This window comes from Streptomyces sp. NPDC059201 (genome assembly GCF_042754585.1).
Classification (GTDB): Bacteria; Actinomycetota; Actinomycetes; order Streptomycetales; family Streptomycetaceae; genus Streptomyces.
In genome coordinates, this window is the sequence record NZ_JBHZBB010000008.1 from 373,862 (window position 1) to 392,533 (window position 18,672).

Genomic DNA, 18,672 nt, shown 5'->3' on the forward strand with positions numbered 1-18,672 from the left:
TCAGGTCGCGGCGAGCTTGGCCGCCGAGTCGGCGTCGACGCATGCCTGGATGACGGCGTCGAGCTCGCCGTCGAGGACCTGGTCGAGGTTGTACGCCTTGAAGCCGACGCGGTGGTCGGAGAGGCGGTTCTCCGGGAAGTTGTACGTGCGGATCTTCTCGGAGCGGTCGACCGTGCGGACCTGGCTGCGGCGGGCGTCGGCCGCCTCGGCCTCGGCCTTCTCCTGGGCGGCGGCGAGGAGCCGGGAGCGCAGGATGCGCATGGCCTGCTCCTTGTTCTGGAGCTGGCTCTTCTCGTTCTGGCAGGAGGCGACGATGCCGGTCGGCAGGTGGGTGATGCGGACCGCGGAGTCGGTGGTGTTGACCGACTGGCCGCCGGGGCCGGAGGAGCGGTAGACGTCGATGCGCAGGTCGTTGGCGTGGATCTCGACGTCGACCTCCTCGGCCTCCGGGGTGACGAGCACGCCCGCGGCGGAGGTGTGGATGCGGCCGGCGGACTCGGTGGCGGGCACGCGCTGCACGCGGTGGACGCCGCCCTCGTACTTGAGGCGGGCCCAGACGCCCTGGCCGGGCTCGGTGGCGCCGTTGCCGCCCTTGGTCTTCACGGCGACCTGGACGTCCTTGTAGCCGCCGAGCTCGGACTCGGTGGCGTCGATGATCTCGGTCTTCCAGCCGACGCGCTCGGCGTAGCGGAGGTACATGCGGAGCAGGTCTCCGGCGAAGAGGGCGGACTCGTCGCCGCCGGCGCCGGCCTTGATCTCCAGGATGACGTCCTTGTCGTCGCTGGGGTCGCGCGGGACCAGCAGGAGGCGGAGCTTCTCGGTGAGCTCCTCGCGCTGCTTCTCCAGCTCCTTGACCTCGGCCGCGAAGTCGGGATCGTCGTGCGCGAACTCGCGCGCGGTCTCGATGTCGTCCCCGGTCTGCTTCCAGGAGCGGTACGTGCCGACGATCGGGGTCAGCTCGGCGTAGCGCTTGTTCAGCTTGCGCGCGTTGGCCTGGTCGGCGTGGACCGACGGGTCTGCGAGCTTCTTCTCCAGGTCGGCGTGCTCGCCGACCAGTTCCTCGACCGCCTCGAACATTCGGGGGCTCCTGGTTTCGTCTGTTGCTACGGGGACGCCAAAGCGCCGGTCCCGGCCGCCCCCGCGCGGGGGCGGCCGATGACCGGCGCGGGGGCTCGCTACTTCTTGGCGGAGCCGGCGGCCTTGCCGAAGCGGGCCTCGAAGCGGGCCACGCGGCCGCCGGTGTCGAGGATCTTCTGCTTGCCCGTGTAGAACGGGTGGCACTCGGAGCAGACCTCGGCACGGATGGTGCCCTCGGTCAGGGTGCTGCGGGTGGTGAACGACGCGCCACAGGTGCAGCTGACCTGGGTCTCGACGTACTCGGGGTGGATCTCGCGCTTCAAGGGTGTCTCCTAGTTCCGGGAGGGCGCCGGGTCGTCGCCGCGGGTTGCGGCGGACGTGAACCGGGGCCGACGTACCAGTCTGCCAGGACCGGCCGCATCTCCCCAAACCGGGGTGGGGCCGCAGGTATTCCCCGGGGCCGTCCGGGCCCGTTCTGGGCCCGTTCCGGGACCCGTCCGTGGCCCGGTGGCGGCCTGGCGTGACTACTTCAGGACGCCGTCGGCCTTGCCCGTGGCGTTGTCCTCGGTGGCGGCGGCGGGGATCGGCCGGTCGCCCTCCAGGGCCTTCCAGACCTGCTTCGCCTTCGCCTCGACGGGGACGACCCGGTTGGGGTCCTGGGGGTCGTACTGGACGGGGAGGGTCACCATGTGGACGTTCTGGGCGGAGATGCCGGTGAGGCCCTGCGCGAAGCCCATGAGCTCCTGGACGGAGTCGAGCTCGGAGTCCGGGGTGATGGCCTTGGTGGCGGCATCGGCGAGGTCGAGGAGCTTCTTGGGGTTGGTCCCCGCGCCGACGTCCTTGATCTGCTCGATGAACGCCTTCATGAACGCCTGCTGGAGCTGGATGCGGCCGAGGTCGCTGCCGTCGCCGACGCTCTTGCGGGTGCGGACGAGGGCGAGGGACTGCTCGCCGTCGAGGGTGTGGGTGCCGGGTTCCAGGTCGAGGTGGCTCTTGGAGTCCTTGATGGCCTGGGTGGTGGTGATCTCGACGCCGCCGAGGGTGTCGATGAGCTTCTTGAAGCCGGTGAAGTCGACCTCGATGTAGTGGTCCATGCGGATGCCGGACATGGCCTCGACGGTCTTGACGGCGCAGGCGGGGCCGCCGACCTCGTACGCGGTGTTGAACATCGCGCGGGTCTCGGCGGCGACCTCGGTGCCCTGCCCGTCGGTGCAGGCGGGGCGGTCGACGAGGGTGTCGCGCGGGATGGAGACGACGCTCGCCTTCTTGTGGCCCTCGTAGACGTGGAGGACCATCGCGGTGTCGGAGCGGGCGCCGCCCTCGTCCTTGCCGTAGGCGCCGTTGTCGCCGGAGCGGGAGTCGGAGCCGAGGACGAGGATGTCCATCGAGCCGTTGTCGACGTTCTTGGGGCGGTCGGTGCCCAGCTGGGCGTTGATGTCGACGCCCTGGAGGTTGCCGTCGAGCTTGAGGAACACGTAACCGAGTCCGGAGCCGGCCAGCACGAGCACGGCGGCGGCGCCGGACACGGCTATGCCGACGCGGCGGCGGCGCTTGGCGGGCGGTTTGCGGCGGCGTCCGGTGGCGCCGCGTGCGCGCCCGCTGCTCTTCTGCTCGGTCATCGTCTTCCCTCGGGCCTCTGGTTCACCTGATGTGACGGTGAAGCGCCCAAAAGGGTTGCATGCGGACCTGTGAGGTTTCGGTGGGTCGACGGTCGGAAACGCACCGTGCCCACCACTCGGGGAGTGGTGGGCACGGTGTTTGCGCAGGTCACGAACGGATCACGGCCCTGGGGCCGTCACCGGGGGTGTGACGCGGGTCTCCCCGCGTCACCGACGACGTCAGTCGTTGTTGCCGCCCGGCGTCGTCTTCTGGATCTGCAGCAGGAACTCGCCGTTCGACTTCGTCTGCTTGAGCTTGTCCAGGAGCAGCTCGATCGCCTGCTGCTGGTCGAGCGCGTGCAGGACGCGGCGGAGCTTCCAGGTGATGGCGAGCTCGTCGCTGCCGAGGAGGATCTCCTCCTTGCGGGTGCCCGAGGCGTCGACGTCGACGGCCGGGAAGATCCGCTTGTCGGCGAGCTTCCGGTCGAGCTTGAGCTCCATGTTGCCGGTGCCCTTGAACTCCTCGAAGATCACCTCGTCCATGCGCGAGCCGGTGTCGACCAGCGCGGTGGCCAGGATGGTCAGCGAGCCGCCGTCCTCGATGTTGCGCGCGGCACCGAAGAAGCGCTTCGGCGGGTAGAGCGCGGTCGAGTCGACACCACCGGACAGGATGCGGCCGGAGGCGGGCGCCGCGAGGTTGTACGCGCGGCCCAGGCGGGTGATGGAGTCCAGCAGGACGACCACGTCGTGACCCAGCTCGACGAGGCGCTTGGCGCGCTCGATGGCCAGCTCGGCGACGGTGGTGTGGTCCTCGGCCGGGCGGTCGAAGGTCGAGGAGATGACCTCGCCCTTCACCGACCGCTGCATGTCGGTGACCTCTTCCGGACGCTCGTCGACCAGGACGACCATCAGGTGGCACTCGGGGTTGTTGTGGGTGATCGCGTTGGCGATCGCCTGCATGATCATGGTCTTGCCGGTCTTCGGCGGGGCCACGATCAGACCGCGCTGGCCCTTGCCGATCGGCGACACGAGGTCGATGATCCGGGTGGTCAGCACGCCCGGGTCGGACTCCAGGCGGAGCCGGTCCTGGGGGTAGAGCGGGGTCAGCTTGTTGAACTCGGGGCGGCCGCGGCCGGAGTCCGGCGCCATGCCGTTGGTGGAGTCCAGGCGGACCAGCGCGTTGAACTTCTCGCGGCGCTCGCCCTCCTTCGGCTGGCGGACCGCGCCGGTGAGGTGGTCGCCCTTGCGCAGACCGCTCTTGCGGACCTGGGCGAGGGAGACGTACACGTCGTTCGGACCGGGCAGGTAGCCGGAGGTCCGGATGAACGCGTAGTTGTCGAGGATGTCGAGGATGCCCGCGACGGGGATCAGGACGTCGTCGTCGGAGACCTGCGGCTCGCCGGCGGCGAACTCGTCACGCCCGCGGCGCCCGCGGCGGTCGCGGTAACGCCCGCGACGCCCGCGGCGCCCGCCGTCGAAGTCGTCGTCGTCGAGACCGCCCTGCGGACCCTGGCCGCCCTGCGGACCCTGGCCCTGCTGCTGACCCTGACCCTGGCTCTGACCCTGGCCCTGGCCCTGGCCCTGACCCTGGCCCTGGCGCTGCTGGTCCTTGCGCTGGCCGCCGCCCTGCTGCTGGTCGTCGCCCTTGCCGCGCTCGCGCTGGCGGTCGCGACGGTCCCGGCGGTCACGGCGGGTGCGGCCCTCGGCGCCGTCCACGGCGGCCTCGGCCTTGTCGCCCTGCTGCTCGCCCTTGGCCTCGGTACGGGCCTCGGCCTTGACGGCCTGCGCGCCCTCGGCGCCCTCCGGCGAACCGGCGGGGGCGGTGGCGCGGCGGCGGCGGCGCTCGCCGGCCGGCTGCTCGTCGGCCTGCTCGGCGCCGGGCGACTTCGACGGCTGGCCCGGGATGTCAATCTGCTGCTGGGCGGGGGCCTGCTCGGCCTTCTCCGCCTTCGGCTCGGCGGCCTCGGCGGTCTCGCCCGTACGGGCCTTGGAGGTGGCGCGGCGCTTCGGCTTGGTCTCGGCGGCGGCCTCGGCCTTGGCGGGGGCCGCGGCACCGCCGCCGGCCTGCGCCTCCTTGATGACCTCGATCAGCTGGCTCTTACGCATCCGCGCGGTGCCCCTGATGCCGAGGCCGGACGCGACCTGCTGCAGCTCGGCCAGGACCATGCCCTCGAGGCCGGTGCCGGAGCGGCGGCGCCGTGCGGTGCCACCACTGGCAGCACCTGCGGCGGGCGCGGCGGCGTCGACAGTGCTGTCGGCAGGCACGCCCATCAGATCGGTGGTGTCGCTCACGAAGGGTCCTTCCCTGGAGCGGACGTCGGCCCTGTGGCTCGGCGACCGGTTGTGCTGTCCGGCAGGGTCCTGGTTGAGGGACCGTGTCCGGGGCGGTGGTCCCGCCGGGATGCGGCGAGAGGAGAGAAACGTGCTGTGGGTCCGGCCCGAGCGCCCCCTGCTCGGCCCTCGCATGTGATGAGCGAGGGGTGTCGTGCCGGTTCCGGAGCGTGCTCGAAACTGCTCAGGCAGGCTGCTCAGGCAGTTGGGGAGGCTCCCGGAAGAATGGGTGGTCCCTGAGGGGACACTCCGCACCGCTCCACAAAGAGGTCGGGTGCAGACTTGAGGTTAACACTACCGGCTCCAACAAACATTCCCCCTCTCACTCACCGGCAATCGCGTGTTCAGGACGCTGCCCGGCGTCCCGTACGGCGTCCGCCGCCGCGCCCTCAGGGCGCCAGCGGCAGCACGCTCGCTCCGGTCGCGTCGAGGTCGAGCCGGTTGGCGGCCCAGCCCTCGCCCGCGAGCAGGGCGACCTTGTCGGCCGTCCCGTTGTCGGCCAGCGCGAGGACCGTGGGGCCCGCGCCGGAGATGACCGCGGGCACACCGTCGGCCCGCAGCCGGTTCACGAGGGCGATGCTCTCCGGCATCGCGGGGGCCCGGTACTCCTGGTGCAGCCGGTCCTCGGTGGCCGCGAGCAGCAGCTCGGGGCGGCGGGTCAGGGCCTCGACGAGGAGGGCGGCGCGACCGGCGTTGGCGGCGGCGTCCACGTGCGGGACGGTGCGCGGCAGCAGGCCCCGGGCGGTCTCGGTCAGCACCGGCTTGCCGGGCACGAAGACCACCGGAACGATGGAATCCGAGGGGTCCATCCTGATCGCCCGCGCGGCGCCGGCCTCGGTCCACGCGAGGGTGAAGCCGCCGAGCAGACAGGCGGCGACGTTGTCGGGGTGCCCCTCGATCTCGGTGGCCAGCTCCAGCAGGGCGGCCTCGTCGAGCTTGGCGTCCCCGCCTATGGTCACGGCGCGGGCGGCGACGATGCCGGCGCAGATGGCGGCGGAGGAGGAGCCGAGGCCGCGGCCGTGCGGGATGCGGTTGGCGCAGACGACCTCAAGGCCGCGCGGCTGCCCGCCGAGCAGGTCGAAGGCCGTGCGCAGGGAGCGTACGAGCAGGTGCTTCTCGTCGCGCGGGAGCGTCTCGGCGCCCTCTCCGGCGATGTCGACGTGCAGCCCCGAGTCGGCGACCCGGACGACGACGTCGTCGTAGAGGCCCAGCGACAGGCCGAAGGCGTCGAAGCCCGGGCCGAGGTTGGCGCTGGTGGCGGGGACGCGCACCCTTACGGCGGCGGCGCGGAACGCGGGACCGGCCATCGCTCGATGACTCTCCTTGACTGCGGCAACGGGGTGTTCAAGAGAAGTGCTGGGGAACCCGGAGTACCGTTTCGGCCGCTTCGGCCGCGCGGAGGCGACAACGGCAACGACACCACGCATATGCGTCGGGGCGGGTTCGGTACAGCCTATCGAAGGAAGGTTCTGTGGCGACATAGGGCGCACGGGAGGCGCACGATGCGTGTCGCGCGCCAACCTGTGCGCCTATGTACGTTCCTGATCGGGTTTCGACCAGGGGCTTCACTCCGTCGGGGGAGTTTCCGCTCGTTCCCGAGCATCCGCTCCCCCGTCCGGGGCATCGGGATCAGGCCAGTCCGAGGCGCTCCGCGGCGGCCGCGGCGTCCACCGGGACGGTGACCGGCTGCGGGGCGCCGGCGACGGCCCAGTCGGGGTCCTTCAGGCCGTTGCCGGTCACGGTGCAGACGATCCGCTGGCCCGGGTCGACCTTGCCCTGCTCGGCGGCCTTCAGCAGACCGGCGACCGAGGCGGCCGAGGCGGGCTCCACGAAGACGCCCTCCTGCGCGGCCAACAGGCGGTAGGCGCGCAGGATCTCACGGTCCGTCACCTCGTCGATGAAGCCGCCCGACTCGTCGCGCGCGGCGATCGCGTACTGCCAGGAGGCCGGGTTGCCGATGCGGATCGCGGTGGCGATGGTCGACGGGTCCTTGACGACCTCGCCGCGCACCAGCGGGGCCGAACCGGACGCCTGGAAGCCCCACATGCGCGGCCGGAGGGTGGACATGGAGTCGGCGGCGTACTCGCTGTAGCCCTTCCAGTAGGCCGTGATGTTGCCGGCGTTGCCGACGGGCAGCACGTGGATGTCGGGCGCGTCGCCCAGCATGTCCACGATCTCGAACGCGGCGGTCTTCTGGCCCTCGATGCGGACCGGGTTGACCGAATTGACCAGCGCCACCGGGTAGTTCTCGGAGAGCGAGCGGGCCAGCGTCAGGCAGTCGTCGAAGTTGCCGTCCACCTGGAGGATCTTCGCGCCGTGCACGAGGGCCTGGCCCATCTTGCCGAGCGCGATCTTGCCCCGGGGCACCAGCACGGCGGAGACCATCCCGGCGCGCACCGCGTACGCGGCGGCGGAGGCGGAGGTGTTGCCGGTGGAGGCGCAGATGACGGCCTGCGCGCCCTCCTCCTTGGCCTTGGTGATGGCCATGGTCATGCCCCGGTCCTTGAAGGAGCCGGTGGGGTTGGCGCCCTCGACCTTGAGGTGCACCTCGCAGCCCGTGCGCTCGGAGAGGACCTGAGCGGGGACGAGCGGCGTGCCGCCCTCACGGAGCGTGACGACCGGCGTCGTGTCCGTGACCGGAAGGCGGTCCCGGTACTCCTCGATGATGCCGCGCCACTGGTGGGTGCCCTTGTTGGTCATGGGTCCTTACTCCCCTTCAACACGCATGATGCTGGCGACACCGCGCACGGTGTCGAGCTTGCGCAGCGCCTCGACGGTCCCGGAGAGGGCGGCGTCGGGCGCGCGGTGGGTGACGACGACGAGGGATGCCTCGCCGTCTCCGTCCGGTCGGCCGTGCTGGCGCACGGTGTCGATCGAGACGCCGTGCTCGGCGAAGACCGTCGCGACCTGGGCGAGGACGCCCGGCTTGTCGGCCACGTCGAGACTGATGTGGTACCGCGTCACCACGTCGCCCATGGGGCTCACGGGCAGCTGGGTGTACGCGGACTCGCCGGGGCCCGTCGCCTCGTTGAGACGGTTGCGGCAGACGGCGACGACGTCGCCGAGAACGGCCGAGGCGGTCGGCGCACCGCCGGCGCCGGGGCCGTAGAACATGAGCTGCCCGGCGGCCTCCGCCTCGACGAAGACCGCGTTGTACGCCTCGCGGACGGAGGCCAGCGGGTGGTTCAGCGGGATCATCGCCGGGTGCACGCGCGCGGTGACGGACTCGCCGTCGGCGGCCCGCTCGCAGATGGCGAGCAGCTTGATGGTGCAGCCCATCTGCCGGGCGGAGGCGAAGTCGGCGGCGGTGACCTCGGTCATGCCCTCGCGGTAGACGTCGTCGAGGCGCACGCGCGTGTGGAAGGCGATCCCGGCGAGGATGGCGGCCTTGGCGGCGGCGTCGAAGCCCTCGACGTCGGCGGTGGGGTCGGCCTCGGCGTAACCGAGCGCGGTGGCCTCGTCCAGGGCCTCCTGGTAGCCGGCGCCGGTCGAGTCCATCTTGTCGAGGATGAAGTTCGTGGTGCCGTTGACGATGCCCATCACACGGTTGATCTTGTCGCCGGCGAGGGACTCGCGCAGCGGGCGGATCAGCGGGATGGCGCCGGCGACGGCGGCCTCGTAGTACAGGTCCTGCCCGTGCTGCTCGGCGGCGGCGTAGAGGGTCGCGCCGTCCTGGGCGAGCAGCGCCTTGTTGGCGGAGACCACGGAGGCGCCGTGCTCGAAGGCGGTGGTGATGAGGGTGCGGGCGGGCTCGATCCCGCCGATCACCTCGACGACGACGTCGATGTCACCGCGTTTGACCAGGGCGGTGGCGTCGGTGGTGATCAGAGCGGGGTCGATGCCGCCGCGGACCTTGTCGGGCCGGCGGACGGCGACGCCGGCGAGCTCGACCGGCGCGCCGATGCGCGCGGCGAGGTCGTCGGCGTGCGTCGTCATGATGCGCGCCACCTCGGAGCCGACAACTCCACAGCCCAGCAGCGCCACCTTCAGCGGACGCGTACGCATCATCCGACCTCGTTTCTCGTACTTCTGATTCGTATCTCTACGGTTTTCACGGGGGGTGGGGACAAGTCTCACTCACCGGACGGCGGATTCAGCCCTCCGTCCGGATCCTGAGACATTCATTCCACCACCCGACTATTTCATCAGCCGACGTCGAGACGCAGGAGATCTTCCTCCGTCTCGCGCCGGACGACGACCCTTGCTTCGCCGTCGCGGACCGCCACGACGGGCGGCCGGAGGGCGTGGTTGTAGTTGCTCGCCATGGAGCGGCAGTAGGCGCCGGTGGCGGGCACGGCGAGCAGGTCGCCGGGGGCCAGGTCGGCGGGGAGGAAGGCGTCGCGGACGATGATGTCGCCGCTCTCGCAGTGCTTGCCGACGACGCGGGAGAGCATCGGCTCGGCGTCGCTGACGCGGGAGACGACGGCGACGCTGTACTCGGCGTCGTAGAGGGCGGTGCGGATGTTGTCCGACATGCCGCCGTCGACGCTCACGTACGTGCGCAGCCCCTCCAGGGGCTTGATCGTGCCGACCCGGTAGAGGGTGAAGGCGGTGGGGCCGACGATGGCGCGGCCCGGCTCGACGGAGATCCGGGGGGTGCGGAGCCCGGCGGCCTCGCACTCGCGGGTGACGATCTCGCCGAGCGCCTTGGCGATCTCGTGCGGCTCGCGCGGGTCGTCCTCGGAGGTGTACGCGATGCCGAGGCCGCCGCCGAGGTCGATCTCGGGCAGCTCGACGCCGTGCTCGTCGCGCACCTCGGCGAGGAGCTGGACGACGCGGCGGGCGGAGACCTCGAAGCCGGCCATGTCGAAGATCTGCGAGCCGATGTGCGAGTGGATGCCGATGAGCTCCAGGCCGTCGAGCTTGAGCGCCCGGCGCACGGCCTCGGCGGCCTGCCCGCCGGCGAGCGCGATGCCGAACTTCTGGTCCTCGTGCGCGGTGGCGATGAACTCGTGGGTGTGGGCCTCGACGCCGACGGTCACGCGGATCTGGACGCGCTGCCGCTTGCCGAGGGACTGGGCGACGTGGGCGACGCGGACGATCTCCTGGAAGGAGTCGAGGACGATCCGTCCGACGCCGGCCTCGACGGCCCGCCGGATCTCGTCCTCGCTCTTGTTGTTGCCGTGGAAGGCGATCCGCTCGGCGGGCATCCCGGCGGAGAGGGCGGTGGCGAGCTCGCCGCCGGAGCAGACGTCGAGGTTGAGCCCCTCCTCGTGCAGCCAGCGGACGATGGCCCGGGAGAGGAACGCCTTGCCGGCGTAGAAGACGTCGGCGTCGGCGCCGAACGCCTCGGCCCAGGCGCGGCAGCGGGCGCGGAAGTCGGTCTCGTCGAGGAAGTAGGCGGGGGTCCCGAACTCCTCGGCGAGGTCGGTGACGCGCAGTCCGCCGATGGTCGCGACGCCCTGCTCGTCGCGCTCCACGGTCCGCGCCCAGACCTTGGGGTCGAGGGTGTTCAGGTCGGTGGGCGGAGCGGTGTAGTGGCCCTCGGGCAGCACGTCGGCGTGGCGGGGGCCGGCGGGGTGGGCGGAACGGCTCATGTCAGGTCAGCTCTTTCAGATCCGGTCGGGTGCGCTGATGCCGAGCACGGAGAGGCCACCGGCGAGCACCGTCCCGGCGGCTTCGGCGAGCGCGAGCCGGGAGCGGTGGGCGGCCGAGGGTTTCTCGTCGCCGAGCGGCAGGACGGTGTGCTGGAAGCCGAGCAGCGCGTCGGCGACGGCTTCGAGGTGCCGTGCGACCCGGTCGGGGGCGCGGTGGCGGGCGGCGGCGAGCAGGACGTCGGGGTGGTCGCGGAGCAGCGCGGCCAGCGGGTCCTGTCCTTCGACGTCGGTCTCGTACACGGGTGGGACACCGAGCTGTGCCCCGTTGGCGAGGAGCCGCCGGGCGCGGGAGTGGGCGTACTGGACGCGGAAGAGCGGGTTGCGCTCGTGCCGTACGAGGAGCGGGGGCCCGTCGAGGGGCCGGTCGTGGGGCGCGGCGCGCAGCAGCCGCCACCGGGCGGCGTCGGTGCCGAGCCGGGCGGTCTCGTCGGCGCCGGGGTGGACGTACGGCCGCTCGCCGCCGGCGCCGACGCCAGCGTCGGCGCCCTGTCCGCGCAGCAGCCCGGTCACACAGTCGACGACGACGGCGGCGCGGGCCTCGGCCTGCGGCTCGAACCGCACGGTCTGCCCTGCGAGGGCGTCGCCGCGCCCGTAGGCGAGGCCGGCGGCCCGTACGGCCTCCACGAGCCGCGCGTCACCCTCCGGCCGGAGGGTGAAGTTCAGGAACCCGGGCCCGGTGATGTCCACGGCGAGGATCCCGGCGGCGCCGTCGAGCCGCGCCTTCAGCACGGTGGCGACGTCGAGCGCGGGGCGCCCGCTGGGCCGGGCGAGCGAGAGCGCCACATTGCTGGCGTACTCCCCCACCCCTCCGGGCCGGGCCTTCTCGACCTTCACGCGCGGGGGGACGTCGACCCGCAGCGCACCGTCGTCGACCGCACGGCGCACGGCGTGCTGCACGGTGAGGGAGAGGTCCGCGGGGGTCACGGTCCCAGCCTAGGGGAGGAGGGGGGTCCGAACGCGAACCGGTTTCGCCATCCGGGCACCTGGGAGGCCCTGGGCGAGGAATCTCCTGGTGAGGGCGGGGGTGCCGGCCGGGGCAGGGGAGCCGGGGCGGGGCTCAGCGTGTGGGGCGGATGGTTCCTGCGGGGGGTCTGTCCTGGGTGCTGTCGCCTGCGGACGGCTCCTCTCCCGCGTCGGGTCCGCCGGCCTGGCGGCGCGGGCGGGGTTCCCGGTGCAGCAGTTGCCGGACGACCCGTACGAGCTCCGCGGGCTCGAAGGGCTTGGCGAGGAACGCGTCCGCCGCCGGGGCCGCCTCGCCCTCGCCGCAGGCGCTGATGATCGCCACGGGCAGGTGCCGCGTGCGCGGATCCTCGCGGAGGCGCTGGGCGGTCTTGATCCCGTCGAGCCGCGGCATGACGACGTCGAGGGTGACGACGTCGGGCCGCACGCGGTGCACGACGTCCAGACATTCGGCACCATCGGCCGCGGTCACGACCTCGAACCCCTCAAGTTCGAGATTGACCCTGATCAACTGCCGGATGACCTTGTTGTCGTCGACAACGAGCACCCGCCCGGACACGCCTGACACGTGAACGAGAGTAGGCCGCCCCGAGGGGCTGCGTCCGGGTTTTGCCCACTTCCGACCCGTGCGAGCGAACACCCCCCTGGTGACGCCCCGGAAATACCTGTTCACAGGCACCCCACGACAACTGGTAGGGTTCTACCCGTCGCCGAAAAACGCGACAACGCCCCCGTAGCTCAGGGGATAGAGCAACGGCCTCCGGAGCCGTGTGCGCAGGTTCGAATCCTGCCGGGGGCACTTTCCGGAAAGAGGACCTGATCAGCGGAGACGCTGGTCAGGTCCTTTCTCGTATGTGCCGGGAGAGGTGCGTGCGGGGATGGCGAAACGCCCTCGGGCGGCGGGAGGCCGGGCCGAGGGCGTTTCGTCAGCGTGACTGGTGTGTCAGTCGTCCAGGCCCAGTTCGGTGCCGAAGCGGGCCTTGAGGGTCTGTTCCAGGACCGGGGCCGTCTTGACGGCGAATGCCTCGGAGATGTGGTGGCGGTCCCGGTAGACGAGGGTGTCGCCGGCCACCACGGGGCAGTTGCCGTTCGAGGAGCAGAGCCAGGGGCGCGTCTCGATGACCTCGACGCCGGTCTTCTTGCCCGCGTCGCGGACGGCCTGGGTGACGAGGGGGGCCGCGTCCGCGTTCTTGGTCGTACGGCCACAGGCGCGCAGGTTCAGCGGGTTGGCGATGACGCAGTCGAGGGCGTGCTGCGGCAGGTACGGGGTGTCGGTCAGCGCCGCCACCCGCGCGCCGCTCTTCTCCAGGTCCCGGTAGCCCTCGACGAGCCCGCGGGACCACTCCTTCCGGGGGTCCAGCTTGCTGTCGGCGAGCGGGTTGTGCACCGCGAACGAGGTGAGCACCACGTCGGGCTGGAGGGAGTCGATGTACTCGACGGCCTTGGCGCGCCACTCGTCGCACTGCTTGTACGGGCCGCCGCGGCCGGCGTGGACCGTGGTGACCTTCGCCGGCTTGCAGTGCGCCTTGGTGAGGGACACGAGCCGCCACTGGTTCTTCTTGGCGAGCGCGTCCACCGCGGGGAACCACTGCGTGATGTGCGAGTCGCCGAAGAGGACGACCAGCCGGTCGCCGTTCTTGTCGCCGTACTCACAGGGCGTCTTCAGCGCCACCGTGTCGGGCGAGGCGTGGCAGCCGTCCACGAACGGCGTGTTCGGCGTGACCGTGATCTGGTCGATCCGCGGCTGGAGGTTGGCGGGGAGCTTGTTGGGCGCGGCGTCCAGCAGTTCGGCCAGCGCCCGGTCCGGCTGCTCCGCCGTGGAGACCGCCGACGCCAGCTGGGCGCCTTCGGGGCCGGTGGCGACCTTGAGCGGGATCTGCGCGGCCACCAGGGCGATGGCCGCCGATCCCGCCGTCAGCCCGAGGCCGAGCGTCAGACCGCGCCACGAGGGGCCCTTGAAGGCGCGGTGGAACCGCACCGGGTCCTCGACGAACTTCAGGGTCAGCCAGGCCAGGTTCAGCGCGAGGACCGCCGCGAGGAGCTTGACCAGGATCCGGTTCTCGCCGAGCTCCGCCGGCAGGAGCACCATGAGCGGCCAGTGCCAGAGGTACCAGCTGTACGAGAGCCCGCCGATCCACACCATGGGCCGCAGGCCCAGCAGCGCGCCGGCGCCGTAGCGCGGCCCGCCGTCCTTCATGCCCGCCGCCAGCACGGCGGCGGCGCCGAAGACCGGCACCACGGCGTACCAGCCGGGGAACGGCGTGGCCTCGTCGAAGGCCAGCGCGCCGTACGCGATCGCCGCCAGGCCCGCCCAGCCGAGCAGCGCGGCCACGGGGCCGGGCAGGCGGGTGAACCGGGTGGCCGCGAGCGCGAGCAGCGCGCCGATCCCGAGCTCCCAGGCGCGGGCGGGGGAACCGAAGTACGCCCAGGAGGAAGAGGTCTCGATCCAGTCCAGGTTGAGGAGGAACGATCCTGCGCAAATCGCCGTGAGCAGGACGGCGAGGACGGCCCTGCGGCGGGCGGTCAGCCGCACGACCAGCAGCATCAGCAGCGGCCACACCAGGTAGAACTGCTCCTCCACGGCCAGCGACCAGAAGTGCTGGAAGGGGGAGGGCGGGGCGTCGGCGTTGAGGTACTGGGTACCGGCGTCCGCCAGGTGCAGGTTCACGAAGTAGAGGGCGCTCGCGAAGGCGTCCTTCGTGTACTCGACGAAGCGCAGCGGTCCGAGGAAGAGCCAGGCGCCGGCGAGGGTCGCGAGGACCACCACGGTGGACGCGGGGAGCAGGCGCAGCGCGCGGCGGGAGTAGAACCGGCCCAGCGATATTCGGCCGGTGGACTCGACCTCGCGCAGCATCAGCGAGGTGATGAGGAAGCCGGAGATGACGAAGAACACGTCCACGCCGACGTAGCCTCCGGCCAGGCGGCTGATGCCCGAGTGCGACAGCACCACCAGGCCCACCGCGACGGCGCGGAGCCCTTGGATGTCCAGCCGCATCCCCCCGTGCTTGGGCGCGCCCGCCGAGGCGGGTACGCCGGGTGGCGCGGGCGCCGCCGGCGTCCTTTGGGCTACATCTACGAGCTGCACTTGACGCTCTCTCCCCTCCCGGCACACCCACTCTGGTGCTGGTCGGCGAATATATCCCAAGCGCCACCTACGCCCCCCGCGCCGATGCCCGGCGTTGGACCGCCATCCGCCGCCCCTTCACACCCCGTTCACCGGCCCGGCCGCCGCGCCGTGGGGAGCCGACGGCACGTCTCTTCGCTGGTACGGGCGGCGTCTTCCCCCACCTTGCCCGTCTTGGTCCGGACCAGCATGCCCCCCGGCCGCTCGCGTCGCCCCGGCGCGCACCCCCGCGCGGGCAGTGACGCAGACCACCAGGGCGGTCAGGCCGTGCGCTTCTTCGGAGTCGCCTTCTTGGCCGCCGACTTCTTCGCTGTCGTCTCCTTTGTCGCGGCCGCCGCTTTCTTCTCCGATGTCGCCTTTGCCGGAGTCTTCTTGGCGGGAGTCCTCTTCGCCGCCGGAGCCTTCTTCGCGGCCGTCGTCTTCTTCGCGGGCGTCGACTTCCTCGGCGGGCGGCTCGTGATGTCCGTGACCTCCGCGGGCTCGCCGCGGGCCTCCTTCGCCTCGCGGACGCTCTTCTCCAGGGCCGCCATCAGGTCGATCACCTGGCCGCCGCCGCCCTCCTCGCCGGGCTCCGGGGGTGCCACGCCCTCGCCGCCGGCCGCCTTCGCCGCGATCATCTCCTCGACCGCCTCGCGGTAGTCGTCGTGGAGGGTCTCGATGTCGACCTCGCCGAGGGTGGCCATCAGGGCGTCCGCCAGGTCGAGTTCGGCGTCACGGACGGTCACCGGGGTCTCGGGGGCCATGCCCTCGGGGGCGCGGATCTCGTCGGGCCAGAGCAGACCGTGCATGGCGATGACGTCGTCGACGACGCGGAGCATGCCCAGGCGTTCACGGCCCCGCAGGGCGTACTTCGCCACCGCGACCTTGTCGCTGCGCTTGAGGGCCTCGCGGAGGAGGGTGTACGGCTTGGCGGCCGGCACCCCGTTGGCCGAGAGGTAGTACGCGGCGTCCATCTGGAGTGGGTCGATGTCCCCCGCCGGGACGAAGGCGACGATCTCGATGGTCTTGGCCGTGGGCAGCGGCAGCGCGGCCAGGTCCTCGTCGGTGATCGGGATCATGGTCCCGTCGGCGTCCTCGTACGCCTTCCCGATCTCGGCCTGCGCGACCTCCTCGCCGTCCAGTTCGCAGACCTTCCGGTAGCGGATCCGGCCGCCGTCCTCGACGTGGATCTGCCGGAAGGAGACGGACCGGCTCTCGGTGGCGTTCACGAGCTTGATCGGGATGCTGACCAGGCCGAAGGATATGGCGCCGTTCCAGATCGATCGCACGGTTCATTCCCTTCGTACCGGTTCGGCGGGAAACGTGGGAATCTCATCGTATGACGCCCATCACAGAGGTGGCGGGGCGGCGCATCACGCTCAGTAACCTCGGCAAGGTCATCCACCCCGCCACGGGCACCACCAAGGGCGAGCTGCTGCACTACTACGCCACCGTCGAGGCCGCGATCCTGCCGCATCTGCGCGACCGGCCCGTCTCCTTCCTGCGGTATCCGGACGGGCCCGGCGGGCAGCTCTTCTTCACGAAGAATCCGCCGCCCGGTACGCCCGCCTGGGTGGCCACCACGCCGGTGCCGCGCACCGAGGACCCGCGGGCCCGGCAGGTGATGGTCCAGGACCTGCCGTCGCTGGTGTGGGCGTCGAACCTGGTCGTGGAGTTCCACACCCCGCAGTGGACGGCCGCCGCCCCCGCCGTCGCCGACCGGCTCGTCCTCGACCTCGACCCGGGGCCGCCGGCGACGGTCGTCGAGTGCTGCCGGGTCGCGCTCCACCTGAGGGAGCGGCTCGCCGAGGACGGGCTGGACGCCTTCGCCAAGACCTCCGGCGCCAAGGGGCTCCATCTGCTGGTCCCCGTCGCGCCGACGCCGTCCGAGCGGGTCTCCGCGTACGCGAAGCGGCTCGCCGTCGCGGCGGAGGCGGAGCTGCCGCGGCTCGTCACCCACCGGATGGCGAAGGCCCTGCGCGCCGGGAAGGTCTTCGTCGACCACAGCCAGAACGCCGCCGCCAAGACCACCGCCACCCCCTACACCCTCCGCGCCCGCGCGCGGCCCGCCGTCTCCGCGCCGGTCACCTGGGAGGAGGTCGAGGCGTGCGCGGACCCCGCCGACCTCGCCTTCGTGATGGGCGACATCGCGCCACGTCTGGAGCGGTACGGGGAGCTGCTGGGGCCCCTGTTCGACCCGGGACGCGCCGGGGAGGTGCCGTGAGCGGCGGGCCGGGCGGGGGCGCGGGCTCCGGCACCGGGGTCGTCCTGGGGCCGCCGGTGGAGGTCATGCGGCCGCGGAACGCGGACGAGATCCCCGCGCAGGCGCCGCCGCCGCGGGAGCTCCAGTACTCCCTCAAGCTCGACGGCTTCCGCGCGCTCGCCTTCGTCCTGGAGGGCGGGCGGGTGGTGCTCCAGTCGCGGTCCCGGCGCGACCTCTCCCCCGAGTTCCCGGACATCGCGGCGGCGCTGGCCGGGCGGCTGCCGCCCGGGATCGTGCTGGACGGCGAGCTGTGCGCGTACCGCGAGGGGCGGCTCAGCTTCACCGACCTGCTGCGCTCGCACGCCGACCGGGTGCGGGCCGGGGTGCCGGTCTCGTACATCGCCTTCGACCTGCTCGCCGTGCCCGGCCGTGACGTACGGGCGCTGCCGCTGCGCGACCGGTGGGAGCTGCTCGGTACGGCCCTGAGCGAGGCGGGCCCTCCGCTCCAGCGGGTGCTGGCCACGCGGGACGAGGAGACCGCGCGCGCGTGGTTCCGCGATCTGCGGGACGCGGGGGTGGAGGGGATCGTCGCCAAGGCGCTGGACTCGGCGTACCGCTCCGGCTCCACCTGGGCCTGGCGGAAGGTCCGGCACTCCGAGACCGTCGACGCGGAGCTGATCGGACTCGTCGGTCCCGCCGCCCGCCCCCGGACCCTGCTGGTCCGGCTGCCGGACGGAACGACCCTGACGACCACCCCCCGACTCACCCCGGTCCAGGCCCGCCAGATCGCCGAGCAAGTCGCCGTGACGGACGGCGCCCTGACCCCGGACACCGACCCCGAACACGGCCCGGTACTGCGGATCGCCCGACCGCCCCGAGTGGAACTGCGCCAGGTCGCGGGTAGGCACGGCGCCGCCTCCTTCGTCCGGTTCCGGGGGGAGGGGGTGTAGGCACCCGCCGCCCGGTGGAGGCGGTGTGAGCCTCGGTCCGGTGGAAGCGGTGTGAGCCTTGGCCCGGTGGAGGCGGTGTGAGCCTCGGTCCGGTGGAGGCGGTGTGAGCTTCCGCCCGTCGCCGGCCGTGCCGTGCCCGCCCACGCGCGTGGCCTTGCCGTGCTCCCGCACGCGCGCGTGGCCCGTGCCGTGCGTGATCGTCCCAGCTCCCCGCGCGCGAGGCCGTCCCGGCTCCCCACGCACGTGGTCGCGCTGCCCTCCCGCACGCGCGCGTGGCCGTCCCGGCTCACCACGCACGCGTGGGCGCCGCGACACTCCGTGCACGCGCGCGTAGCCGCGCCGTGCTCCCGCGCGCAGCCGGCACGCTGCTCTCCACGCGCGTGCGGGTGCCGAGGTCCCCCACACGCACGCACGCGTGCGAATGCCGTGTGCGCCCTTACCCGCACGCGCGCGTAGTCGTCCCGGCTCCCCACGCACGCGTGGTCGCCGCGGACTCCGTGCACGCCCGCGTAGCCGCGCCGCGCTCCCGCGCGCGGCCGGCACGCTACTCCCCCACGCGTGCGCGGGCGCCGTGCTCCCCCATGCGCACGCGCACGTGCGAACGACGTTTCGCCATTACCTGCACGCGCGCGTGGCCATCCCGGCTCCCCACGCATACGTGGTCGCCGCCGTACCCCGTGCACGCGCGTGTAGCCGCGCCGTGCTCCCGCGCGCGGCCGGCACGCTACCCCCCTCGCGTGCGCGGGTGCCGTGCCTCCCCCATGCGCACGCGTGCGTGCGAATGCCGTGTTCGGCATTACCCGCACGCGTGCGGGTAGTCGTCCCGGCTCGCCGCGCGCGCGTGGTCGCCGCG

At 72.3% G+C, this 18,672-nt stretch carries 14 protein-coding genes and 1 tRNA gene; 3 read left to right on the forward strand and 12 right to left on the reverse strand.

Features of this window, described 5'->3' with window-relative positions:
- The 10 genes from prfA to ACFXMG_RS26145 all read right to left on the reverse strand — a co-directional run bounded on the left by prfA (position 1) and on the right by ACFXMG_RS26145 (position 12,131).
- Positions 1 to 1,077, reverse strand: coding sequence for a peptide chain release factor 1 (gene prfA / locus ACFXMG_RS26100; RefSeq protein WP_384120089.1), 1,077 nt, complete (start codon positions 1,075 to 1,077; stop codon positions 1 to 3).
- 98 nt (positions 1,078 to 1,175) lie between these two features.
- The gene (gene rpmE, locus ACFXMG_RS26105; protein WP_030761597.1) at positions 1,176 to 1,400 is read right to left on the reverse strand and encodes a 50S ribosomal protein L31; all 225 of its coding nucleotides are present in this window, start codon (positions 1,398 to 1,400) and stop codon (positions 1,176 to 1,178) included.
- Positions 1,401 to 1,601: 201 nt separating this feature from the next.
- A complete protein-coding gene (locus ACFXMG_RS26110; RefSeq protein ID WP_383819045.1) occupies positions 1,602 to 2,696 on the reverse strand; it encodes an LCP family protein in 1,095 nt (364 codons plus the stop codon).
- 219 nt (positions 2,697 to 2,915) lie between these two features.
- Positions 2,916 to 4,967: a transcription termination factor Rho gene (gene rho, locus ACFXMG_RS26115; RefSeq protein ID WP_383819047.1), complete on the reverse strand. Its 2,052-nt coding sequence runs from the start codon at positions 4,965 to 4,967 to the stop codon at positions 2,916 to 2,918.
- 428 nt (positions 4,968 to 5,395) lie between these two features.
- Complete coding sequence (gene thrB, locus ACFXMG_RS26120; RefSeq protein ID WP_383819049.1) at positions 5,396 to 6,313, reverse strand: homoserine kinase; 918 nt, start codon at positions 6,311 to 6,313, stop codon at positions 5,396 to 5,398.
- A 322-nt stretch (positions 6,314 to 6,635) separates the two neighbouring features.
- Positions 6,636 to 7,706: a threonine synthase gene (thrC, locus tag ACFXMG_RS26125; protein WP_383819050.1), complete on the reverse strand. Its 1,071-nt coding sequence runs from the start codon at positions 7,704 to 7,706 to the stop codon at positions 6,636 to 6,638.
- Positions 7,707 to 7,712: 6 nt separating this feature from the next.
- Complete coding sequence (locus tag ACFXMG_RS26130) at positions 7,713 to 9,014, reverse strand: homoserine dehydrogenase (RefSeq protein WP_383819052.1); 1,302 nt, start codon at positions 9,012 to 9,014, stop codon at positions 7,713 to 7,715.
- A 137-nt stretch (positions 9,015 to 9,151) separates the two neighbouring features.
- Positions 9,152 to 10,543: a diaminopimelate decarboxylase gene (lysA, locus tag ACFXMG_RS26135; RefSeq protein WP_383819053.1), complete on the reverse strand. Its 1,392-nt coding sequence runs from the start codon at positions 10,541 to 10,543 to the stop codon at positions 9,152 to 9,154.
- Between the two features lie 15 nt (positions 10,544 to 10,558).
- Positions 10,559 to 11,527 (reverse strand): ArgS-related anticodon-binding protein NrtL, encoded by a 969-nt coding sequence (gene nrtL / locus ACFXMG_RS26140; protein WP_383819054.1) that lies wholly within the window; start codon positions 11,525 to 11,527, stop codon positions 10,559 to 10,561.
- A 133-nt stretch (positions 11,528 to 11,660) separates the two neighbouring features.
- Positions 11,661 to 12,131, reverse strand: a complete 471-nt coding sequence (locus tag ACFXMG_RS26145) for a response regulator (protein ID WP_383819056.1) — start codon at positions 12,129 to 12,131, stop codon at positions 11,661 to 11,663.
- Between the two features lie 159 nt (positions 12,132 to 12,290).
- Here ACFXMG_RS26145 and ACFXMG_RS26150 point away from each other — a divergent pair.
- Positions 12,291 to 12,362, forward strand: a tRNA-Arg gene (locus ACFXMG_RS26150).
- A 144-nt stretch (positions 12,363 to 12,506) separates the two neighbouring features.
- Here the strand turns inward: ACFXMG_RS26150 and ACFXMG_RS26155 are convergent.
- Together ACFXMG_RS26155 and ACFXMG_RS26160 are read right to left on the reverse strand one after the other, a co-directional pair.
- Positions 12,507 to 14,558: an acyltransferase family protein gene (locus tag ACFXMG_RS26155; RefSeq protein ID WP_383819057.1), complete on the reverse strand. Its 2,052-nt coding sequence runs from the start codon at positions 14,556 to 14,558 to the stop codon at positions 12,507 to 12,509.
- Between the two features lie 389 nt (positions 14,559 to 14,947).
- The gene (locus ACFXMG_RS26160) at positions 14,948 to 15,955 is read right to left on the reverse strand and encodes a Ku protein (protein WP_383819058.1); all 1,008 of its coding nucleotides are present in this window, start codon (positions 15,953 to 15,955) and stop codon (positions 14,948 to 14,950) included.
- A 50-nt stretch (positions 15,956 to 16,005) separates the two neighbouring features.
- On the opposite strand from ACFXMG_RS26160, the gene ligD reads away from it, so the two are divergent.
- Positions 16,006 to 16,890: a non-homologous end-joining DNA ligase gene (ligD, locus tag ACFXMG_RS26165; RefSeq protein ID WP_383819059.1), complete on the forward strand. Its 885-nt coding sequence runs from the start codon at positions 16,006 to 16,008 to the stop codon at positions 16,888 to 16,890.
- Positions 16,887 to 17,819: a DNA ligase gene (locus tag ACFXMG_RS26170; protein WP_383819060.1), complete on the forward strand. Its 933-nt coding sequence runs from the start codon at positions 16,887 to 16,889 to the stop codon at positions 17,817 to 17,819. Before ligD ends, ACFXMG_RS26170 begins: the two co-directional genes overlap by 4 nt.
- Positions 17,820 to 18,672 lie beyond the last annotated feature (853 nt).

What these genes read in the sequence shown, in the direction of transcription:
- prfA (WP_384120089.1), bottom strand. Translation starts at nt 1,077, where the DNA reads ATGTTCGAGGCGGTCGAGGAACTGGTCGGCGAGCACGCCGACCTGGAG.
- ACFXMG_RS26110 (WP_383819045.1), bottom strand. Translation starts at nt 2,696, where the DNA reads ATGACCGAGCAGAAGAGCAGCGGGCGCGCACGCGGCGCCACCGGACGC.
- thrB (WP_383819049.1), bottom strand. Translation starts at nt 6,313, where the DNA reads ATGGCCGGTCCCGCGTTCCGCGCCGCCGCCGTAAGGGTGCGCGTCCCC.
- thrC (WP_383819050.1), bottom strand. Translation starts at nt 7,706, where the DNA reads ATGACCAACAAGGGCACCCACCAGTGGCGCGGCATCATCGAGGAGTAC.
- ACFXMG_RS26130 (WP_383819052.1), bottom strand. Translation starts at nt 9,014, where the DNA reads ATGATGCGTACGCGTCCGCTGAAGGTGGCGCTGCTGGGCTGTGGAGTT.
- lysA (WP_383819053.1), bottom strand. Translation starts at nt 10,543, where the DNA reads ATGAGCCGTTCCGCCCACCCCGCCGGCCCCCGCCACGCCGACGTGCTG.
- ACFXMG_RS26155 (WP_383819057.1), bottom strand. Translation starts at nt 14,558, where the DNA reads ATGCGGCTGGACATCCAAGGGCTCCGCGCCGTCGCGGTGGGCCTGGTG.
- ligD (WP_383819059.1), top strand. Translation starts at nt 16,006, where the DNA reads ATGACGCCCATCACAGAGGTGGCGGGGCGGCGCATCACGCTCAGTAAC.